Here is an 18,965-nt window from a genome sequence, read left to right on the forward strand (position 1 = left end):
TCGAAGGTCTCCTAATGCTCAAGATACAGATTTTCGCTGCGGCGACGTGCCATGCTTTCGATTCGGCAGTCCATTCGAATTGGCCTGCGATGAAAAAAAAGACGCCGCCGGTGAGCTGGCGGCCAACAGGAGACGTTTAGGGCAATCGTTGCAGCAAAAAATCAAGACAGCCTGAACCACAATAGTTACGGCACTGCCGGTGCTTACCCTGACTCGACCTGCCTCAACCATGCGAACCTGCAGGCCAAGCGACCGGGTGCTGCTGCCTAACCCGAGACGGACGGCGTTTCATCGTCGATATCGAAACAACAGGCGTAATCTGGTTTCCAGGGGATGACGAGCGGCGTCGCGTACCTCTTTCAAGTTGCAGATTAGCTTGGAACGGCGCCCGGCGACATGATACGAATGTATATGTGAAAGAACCCACGTCTGTGCCGGCCGCTTCGCGCGTCACGGTGAGTATTACCTCCAGACTTCAAGCCTCCCCGTATCGCTCAAGCAACTCGCATTAAACAATCGGCCACACAAAACGCTTGGCTGGAAAGCACCGGCGGAAGCCTTCAATGAAAATTTCGTTATCGACTGTACTCTTTTCGTTTCCGCCGATGTGTGCGTTCTGCACATTGCTTAACACTCGTAACCTTTAGTCACGGCATGCCGAGCGATACACCCGACATCCGGGACGCACGCAAGCGCGTGCCGACCGCCGCGCCTCCGCGCTACGTTCGCGTCAGAGAGGCCCCATAGCCTACCCAACTGTAAGGACCAAAAATGAGCAAGCTCTTCTCTTCCACCCTCCCTGTCGCATTGACACTCGCGGCATCGCTGTTCTGTTCGGCAGCACATGCTGCGCAAGCAGACACGCAGCCGCAAGTTTCCGAAAACCAGAACCTGTCCTCCGCCCCCGCGATTCAGCAAGGGCCCGGACTGACGCGCAAGCAGGTCTACGCCCAGCTGGTTCAGGCAGAAAAGGACGGCTCGATGGCACGCCTTCATGAGGAGTACAAGCGCTGACTGTATCGGCCAGAGATGGCAAGTTGAATCGACTACGGCACTCGTCTTGCGCAAGCTGCGGTCGGTCCCGATCTCATCCCAGCGGCGTTTTTTCGCCCTTGCTCCCATGGCCTGAAGGCGGTCTGTCACAAGCAGGCCTGTCGCTTCGTAGACAAAGACAAATGCCCGCAAACGAGATACATTGAGAACACGCTGAGTGTCCGGCCGCGCCGGGGAGAGGCGGACGATGGACCGAGAAAAAAGTTCTGAAGTCGGCCACCGGCGCGATCTCATGCTCCGCCGCAGGAATCTCTGCCACTCCAGCCTTTTCACATATCGCAGTGTTGCTTGCTCGTCGTCAGCCGGGTTGATGAGGAGCAATGGCGGCGAACCGAGGCAGCCGGGGACGCAGCGGTGCGAGCTTCGTGCCGCTCGTTCCAGCCGCTGCGAAGCGTCGCTCCGATGGTGAAGCTAGCCACCGTTGTCCCGGAGGAACAGCATTTCATCCTCTCGAGTTTGGCGCCCAGCCGGGCGCAGAGACGGCTCGCCCTTGCCGTTGTGCTCGCCTTGCTGGTTGTCCTTATCCTCATTGAGGGACCCCTCTCGACCATCGAACCGGAACGGATCTACGCATTCGTCCCGGCCTACGCGATGGCTCTGTTCGTGGTCGATTTGATCACCGCGGTGCTGCTGTTCGCCCAGTTCTCTATCCTTCGTTCGCGTGCCCTTCTCGTGATCGCGAGTGGATATCTCTTCACGGCGCTGACCGTGATCCCCTGGATGCTGACCTTTCCGGGCGCCTTCGCGCCAGGTGGCCTGCTTGGCGCCGGGCTGCAGAGCGCGAATTGGCTTTATATCCTGTGGCACGCCGGTTTTTCGATGTTCATCATCGCGTATGCCCTATTGAAGGATGCCGATCCTACCAAGGGGCTGTGGCAAGGTTCTGCGGGTGCAGCCATCCTTTCAAGTGTGGCCCTGATCGCGGCCGTAGTAGGTGCGGCGACACTTCTTGTCACAGCGGGACATGCGCATTTGCCCCGCACCATGCTCGACCCGGTCCGTTTTTCCACCCTCCGCCTGTATGTTGCGGGATCTCAAGTCCTGTTGAACGTTGCTGCGCTCGTTGTGCTCTGGGTCCAGCGGCGTTCCTTGTTGGATCTGTGGCTGATGGTGGCGATGTGCGCCCACCTGATCGAACTCTGTCTGATCGTGTTTCCCGTTCCTGTTCGCTTCAGCTTGGGCTGGTATGCCGGCCGACTCTGCGGGCTCGTGTCCGGCAGTCTCGTCCTGTGTGTCCTGCTGTACGAAATCACGACGCTCTACGGGAATCTGCTGAGCGCCGTCTTTGCTAGACGCCGCGAGCGCGAAGCGCGGCTGCTGACCGGGGACGCGGTAGCGGCCACGATTGCACACGAGGTCAAGCAGCCATTGACGGGGATGGTGACGAATGCCGATGCAGGCCTGCGCTGGCTGAATCGCGCGATGCCCGATCTCGATGAAACGAAGGCGGCACTCGATCGGATCGTCTCCGATGGCCATCGCGCGGCAGCAGTGATCGACAGGGTTCGGGCAATGTTCAAGGGGGATCTGAACAGAACTGCGTTCGACCTCAATAGCCTTGTCGGGGAGACCCTTACCCTGGTAGGAGATGCCCTGCAGAAGGACCGGATACTGGTCCGGACCGAGTTGAATGCACAGCTACCGTTGGTAATAGGGGATCGAGTCCAACTGCAACAGGTGCTTCTGAACTTGATCACAAACGCCATTGATGCGATGGCCGTCAGCGATAAGGAGCGGGTTTTGCGTGTGAAATCCGACATCCACGACGATGGTGCGGTAAGGGTCTCGGTGGCGGATACCGGTACAGGAGTCAGCTCGCAAGACATCGATCGGATATTCGACCCGCTCTTCACCAAGAAACCTGGCGGGATGGGAATGGGCCTGGCAATTTGCCGCTCGATTATCGAGGCGCATAGCGGCCGCATATTGGTGGCCCCAAACAAGCCTCAGGGCACCATTTTTCAGTTTGTCCTTTTCGCCAACGGTGCGACCTCTGCCGGTGCTTTACGAGGAGAGCAACCCGAGAATCTCCCGCATAGTTCGCACGCCTGATTCTGATGAGATCAGTCTACGACCGCCTCGACATTCTTGGCTCGATAGCTGCTCGCCATGGCGCGCATCAGACGTTGCACTGTACTCTTTCGATCACCGAAGATGTGTGCGTTCTGCGCATGACCGAAGGCCCTTAACCTTCAGGCACTGTCCTTCATACCGAGTGCCGGGCGGCTCAAGCCGCCGCCCCCCACTCCACTGTTGTCCTGAAGGAGAAAAGATGCCCTGCGATCCAACCACTGAACATGCCGGAAGCGTTTCGCGCCCGATCATTCGCCGGCGGCGAGGTGAGTCGACGGCCCTCACGGCTCGAGTCGTCGAGGAATTCCCGGTCGCGCTCGTCTTCAACGACATGTCGCATGCGGTCATGATGGCAACGCCGCTTGATCTCGAAGCGTTCGCGGTGGGCTTTTCGCTGACGGAAGGTATCGTCGAGCGCGCCGCCGACGTCTCTGATCTCGAAGTCTTCATCCATGCCGACAGCGCGGAGGTGCAGCTGACAATCGCACAATCGGCCTTCCTGCAATTGAAAGGCAAGCGGCGCGCCCTCGCCGGCCGTACCGGCTGTCGGGTATGCGGCATCGAAATCTTTGAATTGCTGGATTTGAAACCGCAGAAGATTGCGCGTCCAAACGATGCCCCCGCAATATCCCATTCGGCTATCGAATCGGCCGCGTGCGAATTGCCGGCCCGGCAGATGCTGATGTGCGAGACAGGGGAAATCCACGCTGCGGCATGGTGCAAGCCCGACGGCTCCATTGTCGAAGTGTTCGAGGACGTGGGCCGCCACAACGCGCTCGACAAGCTGATCGGCGGTCTCGCTCGGCTGCGCGAAAACATGCAGGATGGCTTCGTCTTTCTATCGAGCCGGGCGAGCTACGAACTCGTTTGCAAAGCGGCACGAATGAACATTCCGTTGCTCGCCACGGTTTCCGCCCCGACCTCGCTCGCGATCGACGTTGCGCAACGTGTCGGCATGCGTCTGTTGAGTTTCTGCCGGCATGAGGGATTTGCCGAATACACCGCGAGCGCCTCTCCAGTTCCGGTGTGACCGCGGCGTTCCAACGTGTCGCGATCTGATGCCTGTAGCCGCGCCATCTTTCCTATAGCTTCACCGACTCTCTTCGATTGACTCCGGCCGCGACAGGATCCCGACCCGAGCTGCGTCGCGGGTTTGACGGTCTACTGCACGCTTCAAGATGGCATATTGCTATGGTGTGCGAACCATAGAATAACTGTGCTCTCTAGGTCAGCAAAAATGTGTGCGCTCTACGCAGGGTCGAAGCCTCTTAACCTTCAGTCCTGCGCGCTCCAAGTGCTACACCTGAAAATCGGGGACGGCCACGCGCACAACAACCATTGACCTGCAATCCGTATCCGACAACCTCGTGACCCGCATCGACCACCGAAAGGCGATCCTCTCGATCAACAGCTTTGCTGCTGCCATGCTGGCCCTCTATCTTGGGTTCAGCATCGGCCTGCCGCGCCCCTATTGGGCGCTGGCAACTGTCTATATCATTGCCCACCCCCTGTCCGGGGCGGTAAGGTCGAAAGCGGTCTACCGAGCCATCGGCACATTGTTAGGCGCAGGCGCGGCGGTGGCGGTGGCGGCGATCCCAAGTGTGGTCGACTCTCCGATATGGCTGTCTTTGGCTCTGGCGATTTGGAGCGGATTGTGCCTGTTCATTTCGCTACTGGATCGCACACCGCGCGCCTATATATTCATGCTCGCCGGTTATACCACCGCCATCATTGGGTTTCCCTGCGTCTTGGCCCCGGACACCGTCTTCGACGTCGCGGTCTCGCGGGCGGAGGAAATACTGCTCGGCATCATCTGCGCGAGCCTCACCCACAGCCTGTTCTTCCCGCGGCAGGTCATCGAAGTCCTGGGTGATCGTGTCAACCATATTCTGTCCGACGCGTCCGCCTGGGTCCGGGGGGCCCTGAACGAGCGGTGTTCTGTCGAGATGGACCGCGAACGTCGCCGGCTCGCTTCACACGTGACCGAACTGCACATGTTGAGCACGCATCTTCCGTTCGACACGATGCCAGCGCCCTTGAAAACCCGCGCCGTCCATGCGTTGGAAGATCGACTTTCAGTGCTGTTGCCGCTGGCGACGGCGGTCGAGGGTCATCTCGAAGCTCTGGAGGCCAATGGCCACCCGTTGGAGCCGGATTTGCGGCGTCTCGTAGGCGAGGTGCGCGAATTCGCCGACGCGGGGACGACAATTTCGGGGAAGCAGGCCGACTACCTGATGCAAGCCTGTGTGGCGCTTGAGCCCGCCATTGACGCCGCGAGCGACTGGCCCACCCTGCTCAAGACGACCCTGCTCCAACGGCTCGGCGAACTGATCCGCGCGCTGCAGGACTGCCGGGACCTGAGCGCGTGCGTCTACGATCCCTCGTGTGCGCCGATGCATCTGGAGCCGCCGGTACGGGCCCGGTCCGAACGCCGTCTGCACCTCGACCCGGGCATGGCGCTGCTTTCCGCAGTGGCATGTGTGTTGGCCATCCTTTTATGTTGCGCGGCCTGGATCGGCACCGCCTGGCCCGACGGCGCGGTGGCCGCCATGTGGGCAGCGATCGGTTGCGCGCTGTTCGCCACTCAGGACGATCCGGCGCCGGCGATCGCCAAATTCCTGGTCTATGGCGCGGTCAGCCTCCCCGTCGCGGCGCTTTATCTGTTCGCCATTCTGCCGTCGGTCGATGGCTTTCCCGTGCTGGCGCTCTCTTTAGCCCCGCTGTTGCTCGTGATCGGCTATCTCCAGGGCGAGACGAGCGGGGCTAGCAAGGTGCTTCCGTTCATCTGGCTTTTCGCCGGCATACTCAGCCTACAAGATACTTTTAGTGCGGACTTCGGCAGTTTCGCCAATGTGGGTCTCAGCTCTCTCGCTGGCCTCGCCGCTGCCCTGATCACTACCCGCCTTGGCCGCTCGGTGGGCGCCGGTTGGGCCGCGTGGCGGATCCTGCGATCCGGCTGGCGTGAACTCGCGGGTCTGGCCCAGGCCGGCGCCGCGGCGGATCGCGCCGCGTGGACGAGCCGGATGCTTGATCGGTTGAACCTGCTGGCGCCGCGTCTGGCCCTGGCGTCGGCAGATGGGTCCCTGGTGGCGACCGACGCGCTCAACGACCTGCGCGTCGGAATGCACGTGGTCGACCTGCAACGGGCCCGTCCCGCCATCGGAGCCGTCGCGGATCAAGCGATCGGCCGCGTGCTCAAAGGCTTGGGCCATTACTTCCGCACCGCCTCGAGCGGTCGCCTGAACGTCGCGCCGCTCGAACTGCTAGGTGATCTGGATCAAGCGATCAGCGCGATCACCGCGAATCCGCCAAGCCCTGGAGGCCGAGCAGGGGTCGTCGCCCTGACAAGCCTGCGCCTCGACCTGTTCCACGATGTGCCGGCTTATCAGCCACCCTCGGAGGGCGCGCGATGATCGGCGAACTGAATATCGAGGGGGTGTTTGTCGCGCCTCTCGCGGTCTGGGCCGTGGTTGCGTTCGGCGTCAATCAGCTGTTGCGCCAGGTACTGATTCGGGTTGGTCTGTACCGCATGGTCTGGCACCCGGCTCTTTTCGACACGGCCTTGTTCGTCATCCTCTGGGCGCTGGTGGCCGCTCTTTCCGCACACCTTCCATTCCTTCAGGAACCCGTTCGCTAGTCTGGCTATGAATATCCTTCTGATCCAATTGGGCCGATTCGCGCTCACCGCTACGGTGGTCGCCATCGCCGGGTTCGCCGGCGAGTGGCTGTGGATTCACTACCACGATGACCCCTGGACCCGTGACGGGCGCGTGCGCGCCGATGTGGTACAAGTCGCGCCTGACGTGGCAGGATGGGTGACGCAGGTCGCGGTCCACGACAACCAGCGCGTGCGAAAGGGGCAACTCCTGTTCATGATTGACCAGCCCCGCTACGCCATCGCCTTGCGCCAGGCCGAAGCGGTTGTCGTCAGCGACCGCGCCAGCCTGGCCGAGGCCCAGCGCGAGGATCAACGCGACCGCACGCTGGGTGAACTGGTCGGCGCTGAAGCGCGCCAGCAGAGCGCCACCCGCGTGAATGAAGCCGAGGCGGCCCTTACCGAGGCCCTCGCCAATAGAGACGGCGCCCGCCTGAACCTCGAGCGCACGTCGGTCAGCGCTTCAGTCGACGGGGTGGTGACCAACCTCGAGTTGAGGCCTGGGGACTATCTCAGCGTTGGCCGGCCCGCCCTCGCCCTGGTTGATACGGGAACGCTCCGTGTCGACGGCTATTTCGAGGAAACCAAACTACGCCACATCCGCGTCGGCGATCGGGCATCGGTACGAATCATGGGCGTGCCCACTCTGCTCTATGGTCATGTTCAGGGCATCGCCGCAGGTATCGAGGATCGCGAGCGCGGGTTGGGGGGCAACCTGCTGTCGAACGTCGATCCGACCTTCAACTGGGTGCGCCTGGCACAACGAATTCCCGTGCGCGTAGAGCTGGACACCGCTCCGCCGGATATTCGATTGATCTCTGGCCGCACGGCCACCGTGACGGTGCTTGAGCCCACCACGGTCCACACGCCGGCGGAGGTACGTCCATGAATCGCCGCCTTGTTCCAATCCTGTTGTCGACCGCGATTGCCGCGTCGCTGCTGGCAGGGTGTCAGGCGGTGGGTCCGAACTACCACATGCCGGACCACGCCGTGGCCAAGCAGCCGGCGGCGAGCGCACCCTTCATCAGCGTCGAGCCGCGCGCCGCTTCGAGCGAACCCCTCCCCGACGAATGGTGGCAGCTTTACCAGGAACCCGTGCTCGACGACCTCGTGCGCCAGGCATTGACGACCAATACCGACCTGAGGGTCGCCCAGGCCAATCTCGCCCGCGCGCAAGCCGGGGTGGAAGCGGTCGAGGAGTTGCGCCGCCCGTCCACGGGCATTACCGCGGGACTGACGGAAGGCCAGCTTTCGGGCGAACAGTATCTGCAGACCGCAGCCCCGCCGTTTGGATCCATCTATCAGATGAACTTCCATGTCGCGTATCAATTGGATTTGTTCGGGCAGATCAGGCGCGGGATCGAAGCGGCCAAGGCCGATACCGAAGCTGCGCAAGCCGCCTATGACGTCACGCGCGTTACCGTGGCTGCCGAAACCGCGCGCGCCTACGCTGACGTTTGCGGCGCAGGACTCGAACTTTCCGCCGCCCACCACATCCTCGATCTTGAGCACCAAAGCTCGGACTTGACGGCGAAAATGGTGCAGGCGGGGCGAGGGGTCTCTACCGACGTGACCAATTCTGAAGCCCAGGTCGCTGTGACCAGCGCCAGCATCCCAACGCTTGAGGCTCAACAAAAACTGGCTCTTTACCACTTGGCCACCCTCACGGGTCGGCCGCCAGCCGAATTCCCCAAAGCCGTACAGGACTGCGAAACACCTCCCCGGCTGACCGCCCCGATTCCCGTCGGAGACGGGGCCGCACTACTCAAGCGCCGCCCCGACATTCGCGGCGCCGAGCGAACGCTGGCCGCCTCGACGGCACGCATCGGCGTGGCTGTCGCCGATCTTTATCCCAAGATTACTTTGGGTCTCAACGTGGGCTCCATAGGCTACACCAGCGTTTTTCTCCAAAAGCAAACCGACACCTATACGCTCGGACCGCTGATTTCCTGGGAGTTTCCCAACGTCGGTGCGGCCAAGGCCAAGATCGCAGCGGCGAACGCGACCACCGCGGCCGACTATGCCCGGTTTGACGGCGTGGTTCTGACCGCCCTACGCGAGGTCGAAAGCGCCCTCACTGTTTACGCGCGCGACCTGGACCGTGAATCTGACCTTAAGACCGGGCGCGCCCGCGCCGCGACCGCCTTGAGTGACGCAATGCGTCTGCAACAGAGCGGTCGACAGGGATACCTGCCCGTGCTGAGTGCCGAGCAAACCGTCGCCTCCAGCGATGCATCACTTGCCTCGCAGGAAGTCAAGCTGGCCCAGGACCAGATCGACCTGTTCCTGGCGCTCGGCGGCGGATGGGGCAAGGCGGCACGTTGAAGATGGTGAATAAGGTAAGGATATGACTACCCCTACGTAAGTCAGCGCCGAAACGTGAACCCTCACCGCGGAATGATCACCATGAGCATGCGCGAACTCGAGCGGCTCAAGTCGATCGGAGCCGCCGATCACCGACTCGGGGTTTATCAAGCGGCTGAGCGCTTGGTTGGCGTGCCGCGGTAGGATGCGCCGAAAGCTTGCCGTGCCCTTGCGGTCCCGTACTACAGCGCGCGCTGAACGGTACGGGCCGAACCCGTAATGTCCTCACCGAGGCCGGCCACCGTGTTGCAGCCCGTCAACGAAAGCAAAACACCCAACAGCGACAACACCGCCACGCAACGTCCAAACATACGCACCTCATGCTTTATAGGATAAGTGAATTGAAACACGCGTTTTTCTGTGGTGTCAATTCAGCGCTTCCGTATGAGCGTGCCAGGTTCAGTCAGTCTCGCGCTGCTTCTCATTGAAATCGACCACCGTGATATGGCCGACCTCTCTAACGTCTTATCCGCAAACGGAATTTCTTCAAGTGATCGTCGAAGACCACGGGTAAGTGCAAGTATCTGTGTGCGAGGACGTTACGCATCCGTTCTCGCCCGCCTCGCTTAGACCCGAAGTGGTCATGTCGCCATTGAGCCAAATGCAAGCCTGCTATTCGGCCCAATCCCCGCCACTTCAAATAAGCCTCGACAGACAGCGTTCGTACGTTTAGTACGTCTTGTACGGCAGGAACTTGCCGGACAGCAACACCTTGACGCGGTCGCCTTTCGGATCCGCCTCACGCTGGATATCCATCGAAAAATCGATCGCGCTCATGATGCCGTCGCCGAACTCTTCGTGAATCAGTTCCTTGATCGTCGTGCCATACACGTTGACGATTTCGTACCAGCGGTAGATCAGCGGATCGGTCGGCACCGCGGTCTCGAGCGAACCCTTGTACGGCACGATCTGCAACCACGCCACGGCTTCGTCCGACAGCCCGAAAATCTTGCCGGCAATTTCCGCCTGCTGCTTGTTGAAGGTCATCTGGCCGAGGCAGGCAGCTGTCGTCCACTCCTTGCTCTGGCCGATCTTCTCGGCGATCTCACTCCACTTCAGGCCCTTCGCGACCTTGGCGGAAACGATCATCTGCGTCACTTCATTGCGGCTGGAAATCATGGTTGGTTCCTTGGTTAAGAGATCAGGCAATCGCCTTGAGATAGAGTCCGGCACGATAGGGGTGCCGAGCGTACCGCCAGGATCGAACAGTTGATAGCGCTTGCCCACATGGTTTTCGATGCGTGAGGGTTGGGTGTCAGGCCGCGAGCTCGATGCGCCGACTGCCGACCGTCAACGACGAAACAATCTCCCCGTCACGGTACTGCGCCATCGCGAGGTGTTCGTCATCTTCTTCGACGATCTGCCAGTCCAGTTCGCGCGAAGGCATGCCCCGCACGACGATCGGCGTCGAGCGCGTCTTCACGCGGATCACGGGCGGCTCGTGATGATAACCTGCGTGTTCGAAGCCGCTCACCGCGTGCGCAATCGCTGCGGCCTGCGCGGCAATCGGGTCGATGAAGCGGCATGGCTCGCCGGCAAAGCTGATACAGTCGCCGAGCGCATAGACATCCGGCACGCTGGTCCGCAGCGTCCTCTTGTCGACGACGATGCCGTGCGCGAATTCGAGTCCTGCCATTCTCGCAAGGCGCCCTTCGGTGGCGAGCCCCGTTGCACACAGCACGAGATCGACGGCAATGCGCTCGCCGTGCTGCGTGGTGATCACCTTTTCGCTTTGCATCGCGCGGACATTCGCGAGAGGGCTTCCCGAACTCGCCTCGCTCGTGCGCTGTGCGGCGCACGCATCGGTCGCACGCTGTTCGTCGACGCTCGCCCTGCGTCCGGGCAGAAAGCGGATGCCTAACCGCGTCCAGTTGGCAAGCAAGCGGCGCGACGCGGGCACCGGCAACAGCGCCGCGAGGGGCCTGTCGCTCACTTCGAGCACGGTGACCGTATGTCCCGCTCGAGCCAGGTCTTCCGCCAGCTCGCAGCCAATCAGTCCCGCGCCGATCACTGCCACGCGTACCGGCCCCGCTTCCAACTGCCGTTGCATGCGGCTCCACATCGACAGATCGTTGACGCGCCAGCACAACTCGCGTGGCAACCCTGACGGCACGATCGGCCGCGCCCCCTGGGCGAGAATCAGTTGCCGGTAACGGAACGTGCCCGCCGTCGTGCGCAGCTGGCGCAGCGCCGGCGACAGCCCGATCGCGTAGGCATGGGCGACCAGCCGTATGCCGAGGCGCGTTGCCGCGGCTTGACCGCTCTCGAATACGAGCCGCTCCGGTGTGCGTTTTTCGCTCAGCGAGACCGACAGTTCCGGCTTGCGGTAACGGTCCGCCGAACAGGCGCTCACGAGCGTGATCGATACGTCCGGATCGAGCGCCCGGAGTGCTTCGACGGCTGACCAGCCCGCCGTACCGCCGCCGACCACGATCACCCCAGGCGAGCGCGACGGCGTGACGAGAGCCGGCGCGCGCACTGTTGCACTGACTTCAACCGGCTGGTAAAACACAAAATCCGCTTTAGTCACCCCACAAAGCGGGCACTCCCAGTCCTCCGGGATGTCGTCGAAGCGTGTACCGGCCGCAATGCCGCTATCAGGGTCCCCCAGTTCTTCGTCATAAATCACGCCGCACGCGCGGCAGACGTATTTCTTCCAGTCGGCAATCGCGACGCTCATGCAGGAAGCTCCTCGGCCGAAAGACGAGCCATTTCCCAACGCAGATGCTTGATCGCGGGCGTGACGATCGCCACGAAGTGCGACTCGCGAATCCGCCGCTGCGGCGCCGCGCTCATCAGATAACCGCGCGCGCCCTGGTGCAGCAGCGAGGCCTGCGCCGCACGCAACGCCAGTTCCGCGCCGCGCGCACGCAGATCGAGCACCTCCAGCAGATAGTCGGTGCTGCCGTCGTAAGCGGTGCGGGCAAGTCGCTGCGTATCGCGCACCGCCTCGTCGAGTTCGGCCGTGAGTTCGTCCGGCCGGTCGTGCAGAAAGCGATTCACGTGACCGAGCACCGGCTCGACTTCGAGACTCGAATCGATACTGCCCTGCGCAATGCCCAACGTTATGCCGACCTGCAACAGGATGAATGCCGCCTTGATCCGCGCGACGAATGGCCGCGCCGGATCGGCAATCAGCTCGGCTTCGCCGACGAAATAGTTGGTGAGCTTGATGCCCCACGTGCTGGTGCCTTCCATCCCGGAGAACATCGGGCAGTGGCGCAACTCGACCCGCTCGTCGCAGTTCAGCAGGAACATCACCTCATGCGAGACCGAACCGTCACCGCGATGCACGGCGGCGATCGCGCCGCAATACTGGCCGCGGCCGATATGACTGACCCATGGCAGCGTGCCATTGATCAGATAACCACCTGGCGTGAGCGTGGCGCGGAACGACATGGGCTCGATGCCCGAGAACGCCTTCATCGGGTTCGACAGCGCGGTGCCGCCGAACGTCAGGCCACGGGCATGCGCCTCGAGCCGCGCGCCGCCCAGATGCGGGTTGCCGGACTGCTCCATGTACAGCCCGCAGACATCATGGGCCCACATCAGGAAGCCGGTCGAGCCACACGCCCGGCTCGCTTCCTGCATGGCGGCGAGAGACAGCCCAAAGCGCGCGCCGTACCGGTCGAGGTGAACGCCGAGCGCGCCTGCCGCGCCCAGCTCGCCCATGATGTCCAGGGGGTAGAGCCCTTCGCCGTCGATCCGCGGCGCGGCCGCCGCGAGCGGGCCGCGAGCGATCGCGGCAACGCGCGCCAGTACCGTTTCATCACACCAGGTGTGCGGGCTGGACTCTTCTGCTACCACGTGTTCCATGTTGGCTTTCCTTGCGGGTAGCTGGGGCGGCCGCTATGCGCGGCGCAGACGAGGAAAGCGAGACGCATTAGTCAGCGAGCGTGACGGTCATGGGAATCGGATTGCGCATCGAGTTTGCAACCGGCGAAAAGTAGTTTGCGCGACGAACGATGTCGTCAAGTTCCTCGCGCGTCGCGTCGCCTTCGATCACGATCTTCACGCGGATCGCCTGGAAGCCCATCTGCGCCGATTCCATGTCGGCGCCGCCTGCGCCCCATGCAGCCGGATTGCCGATATCCGCTTCGAGGAACACCTCGAGCTTCGACAGCTTGACCTGCTTCCACGTCGCGACGGCCGTGATGCCGACCGCGAGGCAGCCGCCGAGACCGGACAGCACGATCTCGCCCGGCGCCGGCGCGGTGTCTTCACCGAACAAATGCAGCGGTTCATCGACGACGACAGGCGCATGGTTGCCGACGTAGCTCAACGAGCGGTATTGACCTTGCATGACCGTGTGCACGTTGTTCTTGCCGCGCATTCCGGGATTGTTGCGGCCCTTTTCGGCGAAGACCATCAGCCCATCGCGGTCGATCGCCCGCAGATAGGTGGAAACGGTCGTAGCAGTATCGTTGACGGTGTTCAAGTGACGCTCCTGATGCGTGAATGGTGAAAGAGCGGCCGTCGCATCAGGTGTGACGCGGCGCCGACAACTTCGTTACCGCAATAGGCGTGCCAGTTTGGTGATGTGTCGTCGGAAGGCTTTTCTGGCGGGGTTTCGGGCCATACACGCGGTGCCCCCACGACGTCTCGGGTTTTGCGCAATCCGTCATCGAACCGACATTGTCGACATTGTTAACATTGATCATCCAGAAGTGGATGTGCCGGACCCACTGTCAGTCGCTCGCCAGGCCGAGCTTTTGCCAGCGGTAGGTGAACTGGCGCGAGGTCATGCCCAGTCTTTGCGCCGCACGCGATTTGTTGCCGCCGCACTGTTCGAGCGCGTCGACGAGCGCCTTCGCCGGATGCGAGCTGACACGCTGGTAGGGCCGAAGCGGCAGCGCCGCACGGTAGCTCACTGGATCATGCAAGGAAATGTCCAGCGCCCCACCCTGCCCGTGCACGACAGCCGCCGGATGTGCCGACGCGTGCGCAAGGTCATCCGTCGCGCACGACGGCAGCAGCCGGCCAATATCCGCTGCCTCGAGCAGCGGCTTCTCCGCCAGCAACACGATCCGCTCGATGAAATTGGTCAACTCGCGGATATTGCCGGGCCACGGATACTCCTCGAGCCGATCCAGCGCCGCCGCCGTGAGATTGACGTTGCGCTGGTTGAGTTGATTCGTATGACTGATGAAATGCAGTGCGAGGACGCGAATATCCTGGCGGCGTTCAGCGAGCGACGGCAGGTGGATCGGAATCACATTGAGCCGGTAGTACAGGTCCTGGCGGAAGGTGCCGCGCGCCACATCGCGTTGCAAATCACGATTGGTGGCCGCGACGAGCCGTACATCGACCCGGATCTCCGCCCTGCCACCGAGGCGCGTGATGGTCCCTTCCTGAAGCGTGCGCAACAGCTTGGTCTGCATCGTCAGCGGCAGTTCGCCGATCTCGTCGAGAAAGAGCGTCCCTTTGCAGGCTTGCTCGAACCAGCCGGCACGCATGCTGTTCGCGCCCGTGAACGCGCCGCGTTCGTAGCCGAACAGCTCGGACTCGAACAGCGTATCCGGTATCGCCGCGCAGTTGATCTTGATGAAAGCCCGGTCGCGGCGCGGACTCGCCAAGTGCAAGGCCCGTGCAAACAACTCCTTGCCGGTACCTGAGTCGCCGAGCAACAACACGCTTGCGGCGGAATCCGATACGCGCTCCAGTTCGGAAATCGCACGCAGCAAAGGCGGCGAGGTACCGAGGATTCCATAGCGGGCCGCCGCCGATTCGAGGGCACGCGCGAGCACGGCGTTCTGCTGTTCGAGCACGCGGGTTTTTTCCTCGAGGCCGGCTTCCAGCTGCAGCAGCTGCCCCGCCAGGGTCGCCAGAATGCGCAGCACCGTGATGTCGTCTGCCAGCGCACGCGAACGGTGGCGAATGCGGTGACACGCAAGCACGCCGATCGCCCTCCGTTCGATGACGATCGGCAGCGCGATGAACGCGACCGGGTCGGCAGGCAGCCGTGAACGATCAACCGCGCGAGCCAGAAAATCCGGCTCTCGATCGATGTCCTGGATGATCGTCAATTGGCCATGCTGCAGCACTCGCCCGGTGATGCCTTCACCATACGCATACACACCTCGGCCGACTTCCTCGGCGGTCAGCCCGTACGCATACCGGATGCGCCCGCTGCGACGCGTTTCGTCCGCGAGCACGATGCGGCCCCGGTTCAGTCCGAGCAGCTCGGACATCAGATGCAGCATTTCGCGCAACGCGGGCGCGGGGGACAGGCCTTTGCCGACCAGTGCCATCACCTGCTGCAACAGCAGCATTTCATGTTCGCGCCAGTAGCCGGCGGATGTGCTGTCGGCGGAGGCGTCAGATCGTGTTTGCATGGGCGTCGGCCGCTGCGGTCGTGAGCGACACTTATTATTTCAGAACATCGAGATGCTCGCAGGCACACCAGCGGATTCACCAAGGTTCTGGCGGCGTGGGGTCTTCTCGGCTGGCAGCGCATGGGCTTCGCGTGCCATCGACATCGCGGGCCAACTTCAGATAGCCGCATTCGGCCGGCTGCGCGCAGTCACGCGCAACACGCTTTTCTGCGCGCTGACCCCTTGACCTTCCAGCGGCGGGAAGCTTGAGGATCAGCATGTTCGGTCTCGGAAAAGGACCCGCTATCGCTGCGTCCAGCGATCAAATTAACCCCCTGTCAAGGAATTGAAATGCAAGCTAACCGTTTGGTCACCATCCTTTCAACGAGCATCGGCATCGCATTGTCTCTCGCGGCATTCGAAGTGAGCGCGCAACCATCGGGAGCCATGGCGGATGGCCAGATGGCGAACGGGCAGATGGCGAACGACCAGATGGGCATGCCTGCACCAGCCGGCGATAGCCAGTCACCATCAACTCAAGCGTTTAAGCAAAACGCGGCGAGGATGATGAAAAATATGAGCGCACCCGCCTACACCGGAGATGCAGACGCAGACTTTGTGGCACACATGATCCCGCATCATCAAGGTGCGGTGGATCAAGCCAAAGTGGAACTGAAGTATGGCGTAGATCCGAAAATGAGGGCACTGGCGGCAAACATTATCAAGACTCAGCAGGAAGAGATTTCGTATATGAAACAATGGCAAGTCATGCACAAGAAGGGGATGTGACGCGGCGGGAAGCCAAGACAAGTCTGCGCACAACCTGGGTAGCCAAACCGGCCAAAGCGTGTTCCGCCAGGCAGGATATCGGTATAGCTGGTAGATTGATTATCGGGGCATGACAACCTCGGGCACTCGAATGTGCGGCGCAAACGGGTGATCCGATCGCTCGAGGAGATGCCAGGCAGTGAACCCTCTCAAGAGGAGTTAACATGAACTCGCTCAAGCTGCTTCTCGTTTCGTTTTCGTTCTCGCTTTGCGCTGCTGTTGCTCAAGCCCAAGATTCGTCGGCGCAACCTGCCCCGGCGACCAACACCACGAATGCGCCCCAGGACGCGCAAGGCAAGAACGCACAATGCAAGGGCTTCTTCTCGAGCTTCTTTCACCAGTTCAATACAAGCAGCAGCAGGCCGGCAGATAGTTGCGTAGGCCCCGCAAGCTTTTGCAACATCTACTTCGGTGGCTAAGAGATTGCGCTTCCGACGTCTCAAGTCAGACTCGACATCTTCCCCTCCCTGAAGGAAGGGGAAACAACGTCAACACCCTCTTCTATTCTCCCCGGCCTGAAGCCAGACAGCCGGCGGCACGACCTTTCATCTTTGTATGCATCCATGCGCCACGGGACAAACCGCTATGAGAACGGTTGGCATTCTCGGTCACGCCTCGTTGCGGGGTCTTCGTGTGTTTTGACGGCACCATGGGTTACCGTACGCGTTGAGCAATCCGAGCGCGAGAGATAGTGCAATGGCATCGAAGTATGAACTGAAAAGGTATTCGGCAAATCTGGCTGACGAGCTTCACAGTGCGGCATTGTACGAAACGCTCGCACTGGTCGAGAAAGACCACGAGAGAAAAGCAATCTACAGCGAGCTCGCCAAGTCAGAGCGAGACCACGCGCAGGTATGGGCTGACAAGTTGGAGGCCCATGGTATTCATGCGCGCCGCAGCGGCCCCAGTATCAAGACACAACTCATGCGGACACTAGTGCGCGTCTTCGGACCCGCGTTCGTGTTGCCGACGCTCGCAGCGGCCGAGTATGCCGATCGCAACAAATATTCCGGGCAACCGGATGCCGGTCGGATGTCGGCGGACGAGCACCACCATGCGGATGTGGTTCGGGCGCTCGCTCACGGCGGCAATGCCGAGATGTCCAAAGGCGCTCAGATCGCGTCGGCGGAGTCATGGCATAAGGGCGTATCGTCGGGCAACGATTTACGGGCTGCGGTATTGGGCGCAAACGACGGCCTGGTCTCGAACTTCTGCCTGGTCATGGGCGTAGCAGGTGCCGGTTCAGGCAACAAGACCATTCTTCTTGCGGGCCTGGCCGGACTCATAGCCGGCGCCTGCTCCATGGCGCTGGGCGAATGGCTCTCAGTCACGAACGCACGCGAATTGGCAAGCACCCAGATTGCCAAGGAAGCGGACGAACTCGAGCACACCCCTGCAGCCGAGGAACACGAGCTGGCGTTGATTTTTCGCGCCAAGGGCATCGACGCGGATGAGGCCAGGCGCGTCGCCGCCCAGATCATGCAGGACAAGGACAAGGCCCTCGACACCCTCACCCGAGAGGAGTTGGGGCTCGACCCCGCAGAGTTGGGGGGCAATCCCTGGACAGCAGCAGGTGTGTCGTTCTGTCTCTTCTCGGTCGGCGCAATTTTCCCCGCGATGCCGTTCTTTTGGTCGAGCGGTTTCACAGCCATGGCCCAATGCATTGCCTTCAGTGGCTTTGCGCTGGTGACTATCGGTGTCTTTACGTCCTTGTTCAATGGTCGCAGTGCTGCGTTCTCCGCAGTGCGCCAGCTTGCTATCGGGATGGTTGCGGCAGCCTTTACATTCGGCGCGGGACGACTGCTTGGTGTTTCCATCTCATGAGTCGCCTGCGAAATGTTCGATGAGCAGCTTGGCGCCACGAACCTCGCGAGCGGGCTTCGGTCAAACCACGACAAGTGCCTCTGCCGATCGGCATGCTCGTCAGCCTCTCGTGAGTCGCCGACGGCATCAACCCGCCGATGACGAGCCAGCGCACCCTCTGCGCACACCTTTCTTGAAGTCGACATCTCCGTGGCGCTGCCATGCGGCATCTACCGCTACGGCGCCCCGGCAATCGGCTGCCCCTCAAACACCGGATCGATGCGCAGAACATGACGGGCTATCAGGATTTCGGTGGCGAGGCGACGCTCGATCTCCTCTATGTGAACACATGTCATCTCGACATCGAGATCGTGTCGACCATACCGGCTGCAGCGCCGGGCAAACCGAGAACCGGTAACGGGAGGATCTATGCGCATCACCGTTCATCTCGACACGTTCAACGGGCTCAATCCGAGCGCCTACGCTGTCCTGTGGCTGGACAAGGAAGCGGGTCAATGGTCACGCGAAGGACATGCGGGCATCGAATTGCCCGCGTGGGGGAGACTTGCCAATGATGGGAGGAGCACCCAGATTCGGGGGGCCGAGGGCCTTCGGGCGCTCTGCGTGCTTGAGGGACTCAAACTGGGCTCCCAGACGGGTCCCCGCGTGGGGGACACTGGCGAGGCCCTTTGGTACGCGCCGCCAGCCGGCAGCCCAATCCCTGGGCGTTGGCATGTACAGTTCGTCGATCTCGATATACCGCATCCTGAACATGGCGTTTTCGCTGACCCCGGTTACACATCGCACGCTTGAATCTTATGGCGATATGCTTACCCGTTCGTCGGCGTTTCTGACACCCAAACCCTTGGCTCAAC

The 18,965-nt window shown here is 61.7% G+C and carries 17 protein-coding genes and 1 pseudogene; 12 read left to right on the plus strand and 6 right to left on the minus strand.

Going from position 1 to position 18,965, the window contains the following annotated elements:
• Positions 1-771: 771 nt before the first annotated feature.
• The 7 genes from HV670_RS23300 (at position 772) to HV670_RS23330 (ending at position 9,106) form a co-directional block, all read left to right on the plus strand.
• Positions 772-1,014, plus strand: a complete 243-nt coding sequence (locus HV670_RS23300) for a DUF4148 domain-containing protein (protein WP_175107373.1) — start codon at positions 772-774, stop codon at positions 1,012-1,014.
• Between the two features lie 327 nt (positions 1,015-1,341).
• The gene (locus tag HV670_RS23305; RefSeq protein ID WP_217478500.1) at positions 1,342-3,105 is read left to right on the plus strand and encodes an MASE4 domain-containing protein; all 1,764 of its coding nucleotides are present in this window, start codon (positions 1,342-1,344) and stop codon (positions 3,103-3,105) included.
• A 220-nt stretch (positions 3,106-3,325) separates the two neighbouring features.
• Complete coding sequence (gene fdhD / locus HV670_RS23310; protein WP_175107374.1) at positions 3,326-4,156, plus strand: formate dehydrogenase accessory sulfurtransferase FdhD; 831 nt, start codon at positions 3,326-3,328, stop codon at positions 4,154-4,156.
• 337 nt (positions 4,157-4,493) lie between these two features.
• On the plus strand, positions 4,494-6,539 hold the full coding sequence (locus HV670_RS23315) for an FUSC family protein (protein WP_175107375.1): 2,046 nt from the start codon (positions 4,494-4,496) through the stop codon (positions 6,537-6,539).
• Positions 6,536-6,763, plus strand: coding sequence for a DUF1656 domain-containing protein (locus HV670_RS23320; RefSeq protein ID WP_175107376.1), 228 nt, complete (start codon positions 6,536-6,538; stop codon positions 6,761-6,763). Before HV670_RS23315 ends, HV670_RS23320 begins: the two co-directional genes overlap by 4 nt.
• Positions 6,764-6,770: 7 nt before the next feature.
• Positions 6,771-7,670 carry an efflux RND transporter periplasmic adaptor subunit gene (locus HV670_RS23325; RefSeq protein WP_175107377.1) on the plus strand — a complete coding sequence of 300 codons (900 nt, stop codon included), beginning with the start codon at positions 6,771-6,773 and terminating at the stop codon, positions 7,668-7,670.
• Positions 7,667-9,106, plus strand: coding sequence for an efflux transporter outer membrane subunit (locus HV670_RS23330; RefSeq protein ID WP_175107378.1), 1,440 nt, complete (start codon positions 7,667-7,669; stop codon positions 9,104-9,106). The genes HV670_RS23325 and HV670_RS23330 overlap by 4 nt, the downstream gene beginning before the upstream one ends.
• Before the next feature lie 221 nt (positions 9,107-9,327).
• Here the strand turns inward: HV670_RS23330 and HV670_RS31920 are convergent, their stop codons facing one another.
• From HV670_RS31920 to HV670_RS23355, 6 genes are all read right to left on the minus strand, one after another.
• On the minus strand, positions 9,328-9,456 hold the full coding sequence (locus tag HV670_RS31920; RefSeq protein WP_281362451.1) for a hypothetical protein: 129 nt from the start codon (positions 9,454-9,456) through the stop codon (positions 9,328-9,330).
• Between the two features lie 358 nt (positions 9,457-9,814).
• Positions 9,815-10,264, minus strand: a complete 450-nt coding sequence (gene cynS, locus HV670_RS23335) for a cyanase (RefSeq protein WP_175107379.1) — start codon at positions 10,262-10,264, stop codon at positions 9,815-9,817.
• A 136-nt stretch (positions 10,265-10,400) separates the two neighbouring features.
• Positions 10,401-11,825: an FAD-dependent oxidoreductase gene (locus HV670_RS23340; protein ID WP_246257863.1), complete on the minus strand. Its 1,425-nt coding sequence runs from the start codon at positions 11,823-11,825 to the stop codon at positions 10,401-10,403.
• On the minus strand, positions 11,822-12,961 hold the full coding sequence (locus tag HV670_RS23345; RefSeq protein ID WP_175107380.1) for an acyl-CoA dehydrogenase family protein: 1,140 nt from the start codon (positions 12,959-12,961) through the stop codon (positions 11,822-11,824). Before HV670_RS23345 ends, HV670_RS23340 begins: the two co-directional genes overlap by 4 nt.
• 67 nt (positions 12,962-13,028) lie before the next feature.
• Positions 13,029-13,514, minus strand: coding sequence for an OsmC family protein (locus HV670_RS23350; RefSeq protein ID WP_175107406.1), 486 nt, complete (start codon positions 13,512-13,514; stop codon positions 13,029-13,031).
• Between the two features lie 319 nt (positions 13,515-13,833).
• Positions 13,834-15,480 (minus strand): sigma-54 interaction domain-containing protein, encoded by a 1,647-nt coding sequence (locus HV670_RS23355; RefSeq protein ID WP_246257865.1) that lies wholly within the window; start codon positions 15,478-15,480, stop codon positions 13,834-13,836.
• A 330-nt stretch (positions 15,481-15,810) separates the two neighbouring features.
• On the opposite strand from HV670_RS23355, the gene copM reads away from it, so the two are divergent.
• From copM to HV670_RS23375, 5 genes and pseudogenes are all read left to right on the plus strand, one after another.
• Positions 15,811-16,248 carry a CopM family metallochaperone gene (copM, locus tag HV670_RS23360; protein WP_175107381.1) on the plus strand — a complete coding sequence of 146 codons (438 nt, stop codon included), beginning with the start codon at positions 15,811-15,813 and terminating at the stop codon, positions 16,246-16,248.
• Positions 16,249-16,451: 203 nt separating this feature from the next.
• Positions 16,452-16,706 (plus strand): hypothetical protein, encoded by a 255-nt coding sequence (locus tag HV670_RS23365; protein ID WP_175107382.1) that lies wholly within the window; start codon positions 16,452-16,454, stop codon positions 16,704-16,706.
• A 277-nt stretch (positions 16,707-16,983) separates the two neighbouring features.
• Positions 16,984-18,111, plus strand: a complete 1,128-nt coding sequence (locus HV670_RS23370; RefSeq protein WP_175107383.1) for a VIT1/CCC1 transporter family protein — start codon at positions 16,984-16,986, stop codon at positions 18,109-18,111.
• Between the two features lie 147 nt (positions 18,112-18,258).
• Positions 18,259-18,434 (plus strand): annotated as a pseudogene (locus HV670_RS31225) (SagB/ThcOx family dehydrogenase); the annotation flags it as partial.
• An 85-nt stretch (positions 18,435-18,519) separates the two neighbouring features.
• Positions 18,520-18,903, plus strand: a complete 384-nt coding sequence (locus tag HV670_RS23375; protein WP_175107384.1) for a DUF3564 family protein — start codon at positions 18,520-18,522, stop codon at positions 18,901-18,903.
• Positions 18,904-18,965 lie beyond the last annotated feature (62 nt).

Origin of the sequence: Pararobbsia alpina, assembly GCF_902859895.1 — a bacterium.
GTDB lineage: Bacteria > Pseudomonadota > Gammaproteobacteria > Burkholderiales > Burkholderiaceae > Pararobbsia > Pararobbsia alpina.